The sequence below is a fragment of the Candidatus Venteria ishoeyi genome (assembly GCF_030378065.1).
GTDB classification, from domain to species: domain Bacteria; phylum Pseudomonadota; class Gammaproteobacteria; order Beggiatoales; family Beggiatoaceae; genus Venteria; species Venteria ishoeyi.
Genome location: NZ_JAUCGJ010000003.1, coordinates 69,706 through 85,324, shown reverse-complemented (window position 1 = coordinate 85,324; position 15,619 = coordinate 69,706). Strand labels below are relative to the sequence as shown.

Below are 15,619 nucleotides of genomic sequence, written 5' to 3'. Positions count from 1 at the left end.
TGTTACAAGGAAAAAACAGATCATTTTAAACGGAATACGGTGATAAACAAACCTTATTATTTGTTTTTATATGACAATATGAAAAAATTTTTCAAATAACTGGATATTTGTTTCAGATAAAACCTGCTGTGGATTTTGCCCCAGCACCAACATAAAGATTTTTGCCAGTTGTAAATGCTGAAAAACCTGCTCACGCTCATGGTAAAACCGTACATAAGGCGTTAAGGCATCCAGATAACCGTCTGCGCTGGTTTCTTTATACAATAGCGGTGGCGGTTCACCCGGCAGTTGCTTATGGGCCTGGCAAACCCATTCATGCAATAACTCATCAGGCAGTAAGGCTGCAATATTCTTAGCCTTTGCGGGCAAAGCCACATGGTCTGGGGCTAAATCCATTTTGTGGGTTTCCAGTATGCGTAATTGCGCGGCTTGTACGCCTAATAAGGCGGCCATATGCGCGATTTTATGCGTACCTGCGCCAGGTATGATGTCCAGCGCTGGCAGTCTTTTACCTTGCTCCTGCAAATAGACATAAATCGCTTCCAGCATGATCGCTTCTGCCAGTGAAGGCACCAATAAACACGGGCGTTGCGCAAACAAAGCGTTGATTTGCTCATAAGCCAGCGCAGCCTGCAAGGGAAACAGGGTGCGACTGTCATGCTTTAAATGCGCAGGACGTGCCTGGGGTTGATTACTGACCCAGGTGCCGTGCTCTGGATCAATATCCACGGTGCGTACACTACTCACTTCTTCCTGCGGAATCATAAATGGAGAATGGGTGGTAAATAAAACTGGTAAATCAAAATCGTGAATAAAATGATCCAGCAAGTCACGCTGTGCGTGGGCGTGTAAATGCATACCTGGTTCATCCAGCAACACAATGGCATTACTGGCCAGCCCCTCAGTGGTGTCGGCGGCAAAAGTGATATAAAAGGAGAAGAACCAGCGAAAACCACGGCTGCGCTCGTCTAAATTGACCTCAACATCATACACATCATCAGGTTCTGAAATCAGCGTGTCAAAATGTTCGGCATCGGCGTGAAAGCGTACTTTTAACGGACGATCACGCCAGAGTTTACGCAGTTTGCGGGTAACAATTGCGCTGGCGCGGTTGGTCAGCAGTTGTCGCTGTTGATGATCGCTGTGCAGCGATTTTAATAATTTTGCCGGTTCCAGTTCAGCGACTTTGCACAAACGCGCAAAGTTCTGCTCCGCCTCGCTCATACGACTTTGCTCAGCGTGTTGCAGAAAAACTTTTAAGTTCTGATGTCCTGCCAGTTTTGGATATTCATTCAGATACACAAATACCGGCAGGTTTGTACTGACCCAAATCCGCGCCTGTTTTTGTTGCGGGGCATCCGCCGCAATTTGCTCGGCATGTTTGCTCAACGCCTGCAACTGCGTTTTGCTACTGTCTGGCAAGGACAATTTTAAGCTATCGAAGGAGCGCTGAAACACGCCGATGACCTTCAACACCCGCAGCGCCCACTCCGCAGGATCATCTTGTCCGGTTGCAATTTCATGACTCAACACATTTAAGGCACGTCCAGCTTTTTCTATGCTGCGTTTATCCAGCGCATCTTTCAGCGCGTTTTTAATGCTGCGCTCAATGCTGCGGCGCTGCCTGTCGCTTGCCGCGCTGTCGATTTCCAGTGGCGGCAGATTTACAAAATGAATCTGACGTTTAGTCGTATAATCACGGCTGATGACTAGTTCTGTAACGGGTTCTGCGCCAAATCCGGTTCTGGGGAAAATTTCCAGTAATTGTTGTTGTTCCGCAGTGGATAAAGCCCAGCGGGTTTTCACCACAATCAGACTATCCTGATACGCTGAAATATTACGCCAGCGAGGAAAGTCTTTAACATAAGACAGCTTTTTAATGCCTGCTGGCGGATTGAGACTTTGCAGCGCCAACAGTAAGTTGGTTTTGCCGCTTTCATTACGCCCCACCAGCATGGTGCGGGGGTTGACATCAATTAAACCGCTGTCATTAATTGAGCGATAATTGGAAACCTGGAAATTAAGTAGTTGCATAGAAGAGATAATAATAAACTGATAGGATGAATTGGTGTTATGCAAAAGCTTCTGTTTCGTAGGTTTTAGAGATTTGAAATACGAAAAAACCGCTTTTTCTTCACGCTGGTTTTCATTATAAGCTTACGGAGAATGAAATGAAATGTTCCAAATGTAAGACTGCAAATCCATCTCCGGCAAAATTGGAAACCACATTATCTATTTGCTGCATTTATTGATGTCGCAGTCAGTGTACTTTGCATCAACGCTGGTTTAACCAGCGCCGGTTTACCCGTAAAGCGTAAGGTTTCCCCTGCTTTGCGGATATAAAAACCATGGGTTTGCAAGCCTGGCAAAATCCGCTTGGGGTCAAGCCCCGTCCCTACAAACAAGGTATGTAATTTTTCCAGATTTTTGGCTAAAGACATGCTGCCAATAAACCAACTGCCTAATTCTACAGCTTCCTGCTGCTCAAATAACAGCCCCCAGCTTTCTGCCCTGTGGTTGCTAAATACACTGTTAAAAACCAGACTGACGCCAGCCATGCGACTGCGTTTTAATAGCTGCGTTAATAAGCCGCTCTGGCGTATCTGCTGGTAAGGTGACAACCCATCTATCGCATCATCAAGTATGCAGACCTGGCGCAAGGCCGTGCCGGGAAATTGCTCTGCGTGATTATTCAGACTCAGCAGACTGTGCCACACCCAGTAATTTTGCTGGGCGGGCGTGCAGTGCTGTAAATCCAGTAAAATCAGGTTGGCGGCCTGACCTTGGTTAAGTTGACTGCGCAAGGTTGTGGAGCCGGTGCTGCTGGCGTGCTCGGATGTCATTAAACCAATATTGACAGGGAGTTGTTTCAACCCTTGCAATAAATTAATAAAATCAGCTTCCGGCAATGCCTGACGTGTTTGGTGCTGGCGTAAAAAAACTTTTAATTGCACCAGCGTCACCGCTTCATCATGATAATATTCCGTCAGCGCGTACAAGGCCTGACTTAACCATTTTTGTGCCGCCGTTGCAATCGATTGGCCTTGCTCGCGTATTAAGGCAACCAGCATGGCACTGTTGGCCCGACAATAATCAATGCGCTCATTACGCGGCAAGCGCCCTAATCCGGCAACCTGCACGGGCAGACTGATGTCCTGTAAGTTATCCGGGTGTTGACCGGGCGCATAATATTGTACTTGCAGATGATCACGCAAAGCCTGAAATTGTTGCGCTTGCACTGGATCAGCAGGCTGTTGCCACTGCGCTGGCTGCGCATAATGCTTAAAACGCCCCTGCGTATCAACCAGCAAGACCGGAATATCACGTAATAAAAGTTGTTCCATCAAGCTGGCAGAGAGTTGCCAGGCGCTGTGTCCATTTTCTTCCAGAATGCCGATATGCGCGCGCAGATCAACTTGTCGTTGTTGCATTTTATCGGCGCTACGCCCCAGTTGTACGCTGAGTGGCTCGCCACTGGTGCTGGGCAGGTATAATTGGGCTTCTGTCGCGGGTGCTTTGCTCTGCCTTGGTTCATGAGGCTTTACCAATAACTTTTCCGGTTTTGTTTTTATTGCAGTGCTTCCAGGTTTTAAAAATTGGGAAGGTCTTTGTATGTCTTGTTGCGTTGAAGCAGGTGCGGGTGATGGCATAACCGGCTTGCTGGTTTTATGCGCTGCTTCTGGCTGAGAAACGACTGCATGATTTAAATCCTCAAAAAATGAGGTTAAACGTTGTAATCCTGGCAGTTGTGACAGGGGTTGCCGGTGTTGCAGCCAGGATTGAAATCCTTTTTGCTGGTATTTTTGCTGATAAAACTGCCGCATAAACCACAGGGTGCGCCAGTCACTGTCTTCCAGGATGACCACCATGCCCCCGGCGCGACGGATTTCACCAAGTTTTAAGGCCACGCTGTTACTGGCGCTGCGACTGAAAATACTATGTCGTATTGCAATCGGGATACTGTCATCCTGATTTGCTATAGGCAAACTGGCATCATCCAGTAAATTTTGTAATTGGCGTGTCAAGTCACCGTTTTGCAGGCGTTGATTACATAAACGCAGGCGTAAAGGCGTATTCTGCTCACCACGCAGCAGCAGTATGTCACTGTCTTGAGTTTGTACCTGACATTGTTTTGTTAAACGCTGTTCTTGCAGGTATTGCGACAGGCTGTGCAGTAATAATGCTTGCAGGCCAGTCGCTTGCTCCGGCAGGGAGCGTGATAAGACGGGATGTAAACGCGCAATAAAATCCTGCCATTGTTTTTCCAGTGCTTGTTGTTCAGGTGGATATTGCAGCGGTTTTTGTGATAGTGACGCTGCTTGTTGTCCCGTTTGATGTTTTCCTTGTTGCCGTTGGCAGGCTTGCAGAATATCACGCGGTGTTTGCGTTGATGTCAGCACCAGATTTGCAATATTCAGCGGGTAAAACGGATCATTGGCCTTGGTTTGCAGTTGCAAGTGCTTAAAATAGGTTTTTAAACGTTGTGCAATCAAGTCCCTGGCTTCCTGTTCTGAGCAACCCGGTAACAAATCCAGGCTTGTCATATGGCTGTGTAAGCACTTGCGCAGACTCGCCGGACAAGTTTCCAAATAAGCCTTCTCCAGACAGCTAAGTAGCAGCAATACACGCGGTGCCTGCTGTGCCAACAGCAACAAAGATTGCATAAAAGCACTGAGCGGTACCGGGCTGCTGATATTTTCCAGTTCATCCAGGCATAACACCAAAGGTCCGCCGCTGACTTGAAAAATTACCTGACTTAATTGTGCCAGGCGTATACCGGGTTTGGTTTTAAGGGCTGTGGCAGGCATACCACCCAGAATTTTTAAGTCAGTTTTATTCAGTGGCTCGCAGCGCAGATATTTTAAGGCCCGCCGCCGATAGCGTGGCTCATGACGTTGTAAATACAACAACACACGTAATAATTCTGGCTCTAAATCCTGGAACTCCGGGTGTTTGCAAAGCTGTTGACACAAAGCCTGGGTTGCCAGCCCCAAACTGTGATCATTAAACTGTCCCTGGCGGAAAATCTGCAAAGCACTGGTTGGAATACGTTGATAATTTTCCAACAGCGCATGGGATACCCGCAATAAAGCAGAGGTCTGCGCACTTTCCTGCCAGGGTTTTTCCAGACCCTCGATCACCTGATTCAACAAATAATCATCAGGATTTTGCATTAGCAGCGGCAAGGACATGTTAACGCAACAACCGCGTCCCTGTTGATGCACCTGCTGGCGAAAATACTGTAATAAATGACTTTTACCTACCCCGGCCTGACCAGATAAATACAATATTCTGGGGTTTGAGGCCAATATCTGCGGGTTGATTTCCGGGCGACACAAGTTGTGATACATGGCCTGAAACTGACTGCGCGCTTCACTGTGTAAGCTGCGAATATCCACTGGACAGGACTTCCAACTTGCAGCCGCTGTTATCTGATCATCAAAAATGACTTTTGCCTGCGGCTTGCAAAAAGCAGATAAATGAGGTGAAGGTGGTGTTTTCATGATAGTTAGGATAACAAAATCCAGGTTTTTTTTTGTTCAGGATTGGGACAAAATGCCATTTTTTTAAATTGACCTGAATTTGATGTAAGCTTCTTTCATCCGTTACACGCTTGCGAATTGCTTTCGCCTCATGCTCAAAGTGGCTAGGGTTTATTCATCAGGACATGGTTTGCTCTTCAGACAACTCAATACAATTTCAGCAATATCATTTGATATTCGTTAAAATTCACTACAAGTTCCATTGCCTGAGACTCAATATATCGTGTATTTTTGTTAAAATACACACTCTATTTAAGTTTTTAATACAAGGAAGCATCATGTCATTAATTCGCCCCTTTGCAGGATTACGCCCGACGCCGGAATATACCGAAGCGGTTGTTGCTCCGCCTTATGATGTCCTCAATACCGAAGAAGCGCGACAGCGCGCAGCGGGGCGTCCCTGGAGTTTTTTACATATTTCCCGCCCGGAAATTGATCTTGCCAAGGGCATCAGCCCTTATGATCCTGCGGTTTATGCCAAAGGCGCGGAAAATTTGCAAAAGATGATTGCGCAAGGGGTTTTAAAGCAGGATGCCAAATCCTTGTATTATCTGTATGAACTGGTGATGGATGATCACAGCCAAATCGGTTTGGTTGCCGCAGCATCCGTGGTTGATTATGACAGCAACCGGATTCGTAAACACGAATTTACCCGCCCGGACAAAGAAGATGATCGGGTACGTCAAATTGATACCTTAGACGCGCAGACCGGCCCGGTTTTATTAACCTATAAACAGGATGACACCATCCAGGGTTTGATTGATCAATTGACCAGCAGCACGCCGATTGTTGATGTCACTGCGGATGATGGCATTATTCACCGGCTTTGGCTGGTGGAAGAAGATACCCATATCCAGACGATTACTGACACTTTTGATGCCATGCCTGCCTTATATATTGCCGATGGTCATCATCGCTCAGCTTCCGCTTCACGGGTGGCAAAAATGCGCAATGGCGAGCAAGCGCCACAAGATAACGCGCATGATTATTTTCTGGTGGTGATGTTCCCGGACACGCGCATGAAAATTCTGGATTATAACCGGGTAATTAAAGATCTTAACGACCTGGATGAGACAAGCTTCCTGCAACGGGTGGAAGAAAACTTCCAGGTGCAACTGGAAACTGAACCTTTCAAACCCTCTCATCCAGGTGAATTTGGCATGTATCTTAATGACCGCTGGTACCGTCTGGATATTCACAGCCAGTGTATTCCTAAAGATGATCCCGTGGCGCGACTGGATGTCAGTCTGCTCAGTGATTATTTAATTGCCCCCATCCTGGGCATTACCGATCCGCGCCGTGATAAGCGTATTGATTTTGTCGGTGGTATCCGTGGCCTGGAAGGCTTACAGGCGCGGGTAGACAGCGGCGAGATGAAACTGGCATTTTCCTTATTTCCCACCCGCATGTCCGATTTGATGGATGTTGCTGATGCCAATCAGGTGATGCCACCAAAATCAACCTGGTTTGAACCCAAACTGGCTGATGGGTTGGTTTCACATATATTGGATTGATTACACATCAACCTGGCAGGTCTTAAAGACCTGCCAGATTTAGGAACGAGGATAAAAAGACCGATCAAATTTTAGGTATTACTCGACTCTCAAGTTTTTATTTTTGACAAAAACAAAATTTATGCTTAAGACATACAATCTTTCGCCCTATATACCAACGATGGCGTTGGCTCAAGCCTACCCAAGTCTCTATCATTCATATGTTTTGAGGAATCCCTGAGCGGAAAAAGCCTTTTGGCAACTGCGATGATTTCATCCAATTTCTGAAACATGTAATCGCGCACTACCAATCATAACTTTCACTTCTTTGCCACGTATCCGTGGTATTTACCAAAATATTGAGCTACCGACATTTCCCGATTGCGATATTGGACAATTTGTGACTTTTGTAATTGACTGATAGTTTGTGTATCAGTAAAAACCTTCGTTGCCTGATTCATAAACCAAGCACTTCCATACAGCGCATCACCCAGGATTGCTTTAACGCGGATATGCAGATGGTAAAACTTGAATTCTTCCAGTAATTCCAGCATCAAAGCCAGCTTGCTCGGATATTTTGGATTTTTTGCAGGTTCCACTGGTCGCTCAGATTTTTTGATACCCTGCTTTTTCAGCTTTTCATCATTCTTCTTCCACTGCCTCATCACCGGGTCTGGCTCATAAAACCGAAATCCTACCGGCAAACTTATTTTAGGTGTGATCAAGTACAGCAAAACAACCGTTTAACCATTGAAGTATCCACCTGTCTTCTTATCAAAAATTTTGTATGCTTTGTAGATCCGCGTGGTAACTTTAGCATGTTTTTTATCCGTATCATCGCCAGCCAGTTCACCCTAATAAATTTGCTGATGAAGGGTAGTGGTTTGGTAAAGAGCATCTGTTTTCTCCTGAATCAGGCAGGACTATCTATAAATTAGATGCTCATTTACTGAAAATTGTCAAATTTAAAATCCTTGATAGTCGAGTGAAACAACAGAAAGGCGGGAATCCCTTTTATTGCTTTGCTTGTGGGATATTATGAAACGTTCTGAAATGAGATTGTGGAGCGGGTGAACGAATCCGAAAAGCAACGGTAATGCACTGTTTACAAAGTATAAAGTTATTTCAAATAAATAAAGTACCAGCATAAATACCATCAATTTTTTTTGTGAAGCTTGAGATTGTGTTTTTTTATACATGATATTTCACCTTGAAAAACCGCCCACGATTACAGGCGGTTTGCTTTTATTTATTCCCTTTTGCCTTTGCTCTTAAAACGCCTTTTTTACGTTCAGCGCCACACGCTGCACAGAAACGGTGCCAGGTTGTTTTTGCCTTGAATTCATCACCACATGACTCACAGTTATAAGTACCGCCTACTGTACGCTTATCTTTAGAATCATAGCCTTGTGCCGATATGGGCTTGCCTTCTGCTTTCTTTTGTCTGGCAACTTCAATAAAGCCAGGTATTGCAGCTTCCCCGCCTTGCTTTCTTAAATTGTCCAGTATCCCTGGGAAATAATCTTCTATCAATTCAGCATCGGCTTGGCTTAACTCATTGCCTTTAGTCATTGGCTTATTAGGCATTGAACTGGAGTCATTGCCTTTAGGCATTGGCTTATAGTCATTGACTACGGGCAAGGCTAATGCGCCCAGGTTTAAGTTATCCAACCAGTCAGGATAATTAACATCCAGCCAGCTTGTTGCCATGGCGTTTAATACACATTCCCCGGCATGGCCTTCTATTAGCCCGTCTGTGTTGATTCTGCCACCACTGCTCATGGCTGGAATAGGATCACCCGGCCTAGTGACTGTTGCCGGTGGCATCTGCTGGCCTTCATCTTGGCGAATCTGCGCCACAAAACCGCCAAATAACCAAAGCATGGCTAATGCCGCCACCTCACAAGCCGCGCCCAGTAATGAGTTGAAATATGCCTTCACAGTAGCAACTGGAATCCCCAGCGTTTCTGATAAGTTTCTGATGCCAGGCAAGGTTGCATCCGTCGCGCCGCTGGGTAGTGGTTGCGCTGCCAATCCCTGCGCGTGACTTTGTGCCGCTTGGTACGCTTGCCACTGCTGGATTGTTTTCTGGTGCTGGATCATTTCCGATTTTATGCGCTCTTGCTCGACACAGTATTTACTGTAATACCCATTGCAACCATACCGGGCAACCACTGCCTGGACAGTTCCCACGCTGGCACCGCCTGAGTTTTTAGCCTGACTGTTTTTGTATTGGTTTAAGTCTGATTCAAGTGCCTGCACTGCTGTTGCTGCATCCTGATATTGTGCTGGGGAAATTGCCAGACTTGCGGCTTTATTCTGCGCATTTTGGCGTTGCACCTGTGCTGATTGGTAAGCATCACTCTGGCGTAATCTTTCAGATTCAATATCATCTATGCGCCCTGATAGAAAAGATTGTCCCGCCGTCCAGTTGATAGTCACGCCACCCAAAAACAGGATCATAGCAATGATGGTTTTTGACACGCTCAATGAATTGAGACTATGCCCAAACCAAAAGGCTGCTGTAAATTCTGCTATCTGCCAGGAAAAGAATAGAAACACCATTGCCAGCTTCATAAACAGTGAGTCGCCCAGGCTGACAGCAAAGGAATAGGAAAACGCCATACTGACCAGCGCCGCCAATGCGCCAGCCACACCAGTTAAAGTTACCACGCTGCTGGGCATGGCTTCATTACCCGGCTTTCTGGTGCGCATGAAGGCATAAAGCCCCAATATAAACAGACCGGCTAAAATAAACGGCATTGCCTGATAAAACCATGCGTAAATGGTATTCATTGCACAGCCTCCCAGCGTTCTGCACCACTTTGGGCATTACCACCACAAGCAATCCAGGTATCTTGCTGTTCATCCACAGCAATGCAGCCTGGCTGCCATTGTTCAGGGTTACGTAACTTATTTACCCAGCCATTCACAACACCATTAAATACCACAACAACACCGCCATGCCCGTGCCGGTTGTAGTCTGTGCGCCATTTATTTGCCTGCTTAATAGCCTGCCTGTTTTTTGTTATACTATTCATTGCTCTATACCTTTCTTGGGTTTGAGTGATGCGGTGCTGTCGGTCTTTGGTCGGATGACAGCGCCGTTTTTTTATGCCTTCAAAGCTGATAAACCAGCCTTCAAAACTTCATTAATTGCCTGCTGGAAATTAACTTGTCCGGCATTGCGCCCGGTTGCTGCCAGCCAGCCCCGTTTTTTTGCAAGCTTTTCCAGTCGCTTAATATCTACGCTTGGTATCCAAACATTTTTTAAGGTGTGATCTGTGCTGCGTTTGGCGCGGTGTCGAGCATTCAGAATTTTTCGTTCTGTTGCCATGTGAAATACCTCGTTTATAGAAACAAAATTAAATAATAGTCGTTTCTACAAACAGTTTCAATTAAATATTTCTATAAACAGACTGAATGTTGGATAATGTGCGGATGAAAAAGACAGCAGCAACAGGCAAAGAACGCCATGCGCGTTATCGGGAGCGCAAAGACGCGGATAACAAGAAGCAATTTAATTGCTGGCTTGCGCAAGACGATATAAAACAGCTTGAGGCTATCGCCAAAGATAGAGGCTGGGTAAATGTCAGCGGACGCGGAGCAGGCAAACCAAATATGCAAAAAGCGATTGAAGCGGTAATAAGTGCAGGTATTGAGATACTGAAAAACAAACCTGTTTCTACAAACAAATAAATAATTTTTTACATTGTCAGCCCCCTATCAACGGAATGCCACGCAAAATGACCACAATTCACAACGTTCTGGAAGACTACCGGCAAACAGCCACATCCACCCGCAACCAGGGGGATAAATTCGAGCGTTTAATGCTGGCCTACTTAAAAACCGATCCGCTGTATCAGGAAAAATACAGCGATGTCTGGCTATGGTCAGATTGGCCTGGACGCGATGGGGGAGATACCGGCATAGATTTAGTGGCACAGGAACGGGATACCGGGGAATATTGCGCCATCCAGTGCAAGTTTTACGATCCTGCGCACAGCCTGCAAAAATCAGATATAGACTCCTTTTTTACTGCATCCGGCAAAGCCCCGTTCAGCAGCCGTTTGATTGTTTCCACCACAGATAAATGGGGCAAAAATGCAGAAAAAGCACTGGAAAACCAGCAAATTGCCGTAAATCGCCTGCGCGTTCAGGATTTAGCCCAAAGCCCTATAGACTGGGAACAGTTTATCTGGGAAAAGCCTGGTCACCTGAGCTTAAAGCCCAAAAAACAATTACGCCCCCACCAGCAAAGTGCACTGGAAAAGGTGATAGCAGGTTTCAGCAAACAAAATGAAGTCCTGCATAAAGCAGTTGATAATACGGTGGCGGGTTTTGAACAGGCCGACCGGGGTAAGCTGATTATGGCTTGTGGCACGGGAAAAACCTTTACTTCATTAAAAATTGCCGAAGAAATGGCAAAAAGTACAGGGGATCACGGCTTTGTTTTGTTTCTGGTGCCGTCCATTTCCCTGTTATCGCAAACCCTGCGTGAATGGTCAGCGGAATGCCAGTTAAGCCTGCATAACTTTACCGTGTGTTCTGATACCAAAGTCGGTAAAACCCAGGAAGATATTAAAACCCATGATTTAGCCTTACCAGCCACCACCGACCCGGAAAAACTGGCAAGCCACATAAAACAGGCAGGCAAACGCCAGTTAAATGTTGTGTTTTCAACCTACCAATCCATCCAGGTGATTGCTGAATCCCAGCAACAATACGACACCCCTGAATTTGATTTGATTATCTGCGATGAAGCCCACCGCACCACAGGCGCAACCCTGGCGGATAAAGAAGAATCCAAATTCGTGCGCATTCACGATGAAAACTATGTCCGGGGCAAAAAACGCCTGTATATGACGGCAACCCCGCGCCTGTATGATGACAGCGCCAAAAGCAAAGCCCAGGAAAATAATGCCAGCCTGTGTTCTATGGATGATGAAAGCCTGTATGGTAAAGAGTTCCACCGTTTAGGCTTCTCTGAAGCGGTCAGCAGCAACTTATTATCGGATTACAAGGTCATGGTACTGGCAGTTGATGAAAAATATGTCAGCAAAACTTTTCAAACGCAACTGGCGGATGACGATAACCAATTAAACCTGGAAGACGCGGTTAAAATCACCGGCTGCTGGAACGGCTTATCCAAACGCATGGCGCGTGACCTGGACGGTAACGTGCTGGCAGGGGATAACAGCCCCATGCGCCGCGCCGTGGCTTTTTGTCAAAATATCAAGGCATCCAAACAAATTACCAGCCAGTTTGCCGATATAGTCAGCGAATACCACCAGACCCATGAAGACAATGATAACTTGTTACACTGCGAAGTTGACCACGTAGACGGCACCTTTAACGCCCTGGCGCGTAATCAACGCCTGGACTGGCTTAAAGCGGAATCACAAGGCAATACCTGCCGTATACTCTCTAATGCCCGTTGTTTATCGGAAGGGGTAGACGTACCCGCGCTGGATGCCGTTATGTTCCTGACCCCGCGCAATTCAGTTGTGGACGTGGTGCAATCTGTAGGCCGGGTGATGCGTAAAGCCGATGGCAAACAATACGGTTATATTATTCTGCCCATTGGCATACCCGCAGACTTAACGCCGGAAGAAGCCTTAAGAGACAATAAAAAATACAAAGTCGTGTGGCAGGTGCTGCAAGCCTTACGCGCCCATGATGACCGCTTTAATGCCACGGTTAATAAACTGGAACTGAACCAAAGCAAACCTGATAATATCCAGGTGATTGGCGTAACGGGTGGGGATGCTGATGATGACGGCGGCACACCATCAGAAAACGATACAAATAAAAGCAATGATACAGGCCAGCAAGGTGTGCTGAACTTTCCCCATATTGACGAATGGCGCGATGCCATCTATGCCAAAATCGTGCAAAAATGTGGACAGCGCCGTTATTGGGAAGACTGGGCAAAGGATATTGCCGCCATTGCCGAACGCCACATCAGCCGCATTAAAGCCTTACTGGAAAGCCTGCCCCAACACAAAGCCACTTTTGATACCTTCTTGCAAGGTCTGCGAAACAATCTGAACCCCGCCATCAGCACCGATGATGCCATAGAAATGCTGGCACAACACCTGATTACCCAACCCGTATTTGATGCCCTGTTTGAAGATTACGACTTTACCCAACACAACCCCGTATCCCAGGCCATGCAAGCCATGCTGGACGTGCTGCACGAACAATCTTTACGCAAGGAAACCGCCACCCTGGAAAGATTTTATGCCAGCGTCAAAATGCGCGCAAAAGGCATTGACAACGCCACTGGCAAACAAAAAATCATTGTTGAACTGTATGATAAGTTTTTTCGCGCTGCCTTCCCGCGCATGGCGGAACGTCTGGGCATTGTTTACACCCCCACTGAAGTGGTGGATTTCATTATTCACAGCACCGATGCTGCCTTACAGCAAGAGTTTGGCAAGGGGTTAAGTGATGAAGGCGTACATATTCTCGACCCCTTCACTGGTACGGGCACGTTTATGGTGCGTCTGCTGCAAAGCGGCTTAATCAAACCTGAAGATTTACAGCGCAAATATCAGCAAGAACTCCATGCCAATGAACTGGTATTGCTGGCTTATTACATTGCGGCGGTAAATATTGAAGCGGCTTATCATGGCGTGGCGGGGGGAGATTACCAGCCGTTTAACGGCATCGTCTTAACCGACACCTTCCAGATGACGGAAGGCCGGGGTGATATGCAGGGCTGGGTTGATGCCATGCTGCCAGCCAACAGCGACCGCGCCAAACAGCAAAATAAACAAGTGATACAGGTGATTGTGGGCAATCCGCCCTATTCAGCAAAGCAAACCAGCGAAAATGACAATAATAAAAATCTCCAATATCCCAATTTGGATAGCGGTATTCGGGATACTTACGCTGCCTGTTCCAGCGCCACCAATAAAAATAGTTTGTATGATTCTTATATCCGGGCAATTCGTTGGGCAAGTGATCGGATTGCGGATAAAGGCATAGTCTGCTTTGTCACCAATGGATCATTTATTGACAGCAACGCAATGGATGGTTTGCGCCAGTCTTTAACCGATGAATTTAATAGCATTTATTGTTTTAACTTGCGGGGTAATCAACGTACATCAGGCGAAACATCACGCAAAGAAGGTGGCAAAATTTTTGGTTCAGGCAGTCGCGCCCCTATTGCCATTACTTTATTGGTCAAAAATCCAGGAAAAGGCAAAAACTGCCAACTGTTTTACCATGATATTGGTGATTATCTCAGTCAAAAAGAAAAGCTGAATATTATTGATGATTTTCACAGCATACAGGGGATTGACTGGAAAACCTTAAAGCCCAATGCTGCCCATGACTGGATTAATCAGCGCGATCCTGCATTTGATAAATTCATATCATTGGGAGATAAAAAAGATAAAGCGGGAAAAGTTATATTTAGTGATTATTCAAGAGGGATTGCAACAAGTCGTGATACCTGGACATATCATTTTAATAAGCAACAACTTGAAAATAATATGCAACAAATGATTGATTTTTATAATGCACAGGTCGCTGAATACAAAGCCTTGCAGAATAAGAGTATTTCTGTTGATAAATTCATTAATACCGATGCGACTAAAATAAGCTGGTCAGTTAGTTTAAAAAATAATTTAGGAAAAGAAATAACCCATTCATTGAATAAATCATCAGTCGTATGTGATATGTACCGCCCTTATTGCAAACAATGGGTTTATTTTGATAAAAATTTTAATGATAGACGTTATCAAATGCCTCGGATTTTCCCAAAGCCTGAATTAAAAAATCTTGTGATTTATGTTAGTGGTATTGGGGCAGGTGGAAAAGATTCTTCAGCACTGATAGTAGATACATTACCAGATTTAAATATGCAACATTCTGGCGGTCAGGGTTTCCCCCTCTACACCTACGAAAAAATAGAAAGTAGCGGTGATCTGTTTGGCATTGCTGATGAATACGTCAAACAGGATGCCATCCCCGACAGCATTCTGGCTGAATTCCAAAAAACCTATACCGACACCAGCATCAGCAAAAAAGACATTTTTTATTATGTTTATGGGCTAATGCATTCCCCTGAATACAAAACCCGTTTTGCCGCCAATCTCAAAAAAGAACTGCCGCGTATTCCCTTTGCCCAGGATTTTTGGGCATTCAGCAAGGCAGGTCAGGAATTAGCCGACTGGCATCTCAACTATGAAAGCATAGACCCGTACCCGGTGCAGGAAAGTGCAGCGGATATGCTGGAAGATAAAACCAGTTTTTACCGCGTCCAGAAAATGCAGTTTGCCAAAAAAGGCAAGGAAAAGGATAAAACCACGCTTATCTATAACAGCCGTGTCATTTTAAGTAATATTCCCTTGCAGGCTTATGACTATATCGTCAACGGCAAACCGGCATTGGAATGGCTCATAGACCGCTACCAGGTCACCATCGATAAAAAAAGCGGCATCAAAAATGACCCTAATGACTGGTCGGAAGACCCGCGTTATATTATCGATCTGGTTAAACGTATCGTGCGGGTGAGTCTGGAAAGCGTGCGGATTGTGGAAAGTCTGCCGCCTTTGAATGAGCAGGTTTAAG

Annotated in this window: 10 protein-coding genes; 3 read left to right on the top strand and 7 right to left on the bottom strand. The window is 45.8% G+C overall.

Translation table 11 applies throughout. The annotated features are described in order from the left end of the window. Nucleotides 1-66 precede the first annotated feature (66 nt). Both QUF61_RS01685 and QUF61_RS01680 read right to left on the bottom strand, forming a co-directional pair. A complete protein-coding gene (locus tag QUF61_RS01685; protein ID WP_289680158.1) occupies nucleotides 67-2,079 on the bottom strand; it encodes an AAA family ATPase in 2,013 nt (670 codons plus the stop codon). Between the two features lie 149 nt (nucleotides 2,080-2,228). Beyond that, nucleotides 2,229-5,504, bottom strand: a complete 3,276-nt coding sequence (locus tag QUF61_RS01680) for an AAA family ATPase (protein ID WP_289680156.1) — start codon at nucleotides 5,502-5,504, stop codon at nucleotides 2,229-2,231. Nucleotides 5,505-5,821: 317 nt separating this feature from the next. Between QUF61_RS01680 and QUF61_RS01675 the strand changes: the two genes are divergently transcribed. Continuing rightward, nucleotides 5,822-7,057: a DUF1015 domain-containing protein gene (locus QUF61_RS01675; RefSeq protein ID WP_289680155.1), complete on the top strand. Its 1,236-nt coding sequence runs from the start codon at nucleotides 5,822-5,824 to the stop codon at nucleotides 7,055-7,057. Between the two features lie 299 nt (nucleotides 7,058-7,356). On the opposite strand, the gene QUF61_RS01670 is transcribed toward QUF61_RS01675, so the two are convergent. From QUF61_RS01670 to QUF61_RS01650, 5 genes are all read right to left on the bottom strand, one after another. After that, entirely contained in the window at nucleotides 7,357-7,761 is a 405-nt protein-coding gene (locus QUF61_RS01670) for a hypothetical protein (RefSeq protein ID WP_289680154.1), read from the bottom strand. A 240-nt stretch (nucleotides 7,762-8,001) separates the two neighbouring features. Continuing rightward, nucleotides 8,002-8,235, bottom strand: coding sequence for a hypothetical protein (locus QUF61_RS01665; RefSeq protein WP_289680153.1), 234 nt, complete (start codon nucleotides 8,233-8,235; stop codon nucleotides 8,002-8,004). 46 nt (nucleotides 8,236-8,281) lie between these two features. Then, nucleotides 8,282-9,832, bottom strand: coding sequence for a hypothetical protein (locus QUF61_RS01660; RefSeq protein WP_289680152.1), 1,551 nt, complete (start codon nucleotides 9,830-9,832; stop codon nucleotides 8,282-8,284). Continuing rightward, the gene (locus QUF61_RS01655) at nucleotides 9,829-10,077 is read right to left on the bottom strand and encodes a hypothetical protein (protein WP_286019387.1); all 249 of its coding nucleotides are present in this window, start codon (nucleotides 10,075-10,077) and stop codon (nucleotides 9,829-9,831) included. Before QUF61_RS01655 ends, QUF61_RS01660 begins: the two co-directional genes overlap by 4 nt. A 71-nt stretch (nucleotides 10,078-10,148) precedes the next feature. After that, on the bottom strand, nucleotides 10,149-10,373 hold the full coding sequence (locus QUF61_RS01650; protein WP_103920450.1) for a hypothetical protein: 225 nt from the start codon (nucleotides 10,371-10,373) through the stop codon (nucleotides 10,149-10,151). 104 nt (nucleotides 10,374-10,477) lie between these two features. Between QUF61_RS01650 and QUF61_RS01645 the strand changes: the two genes are divergently transcribed. Beyond that, complete coding sequence (locus QUF61_RS01645) at nucleotides 10,478-10,735, top strand: hypothetical protein (protein WP_103920449.1); 258 nt, start codon at nucleotides 10,478-10,480, stop codon at nucleotides 10,733-10,735. Between the two features lie 47 nt (nucleotides 10,736-10,782). After that, nucleotides 10,783-15,618 carry a DEAD/DEAH box helicase gene (locus QUF61_RS01640; protein ID WP_289680151.1) on the top strand — a complete coding sequence of 1,612 codons (4,836 nt, stop codon included), beginning with the start codon at nucleotides 10,783-10,785 and terminating at the stop codon, nucleotides 15,616-15,618. Nucleotide 15,619: the final 1 nt, after the last annotated feature.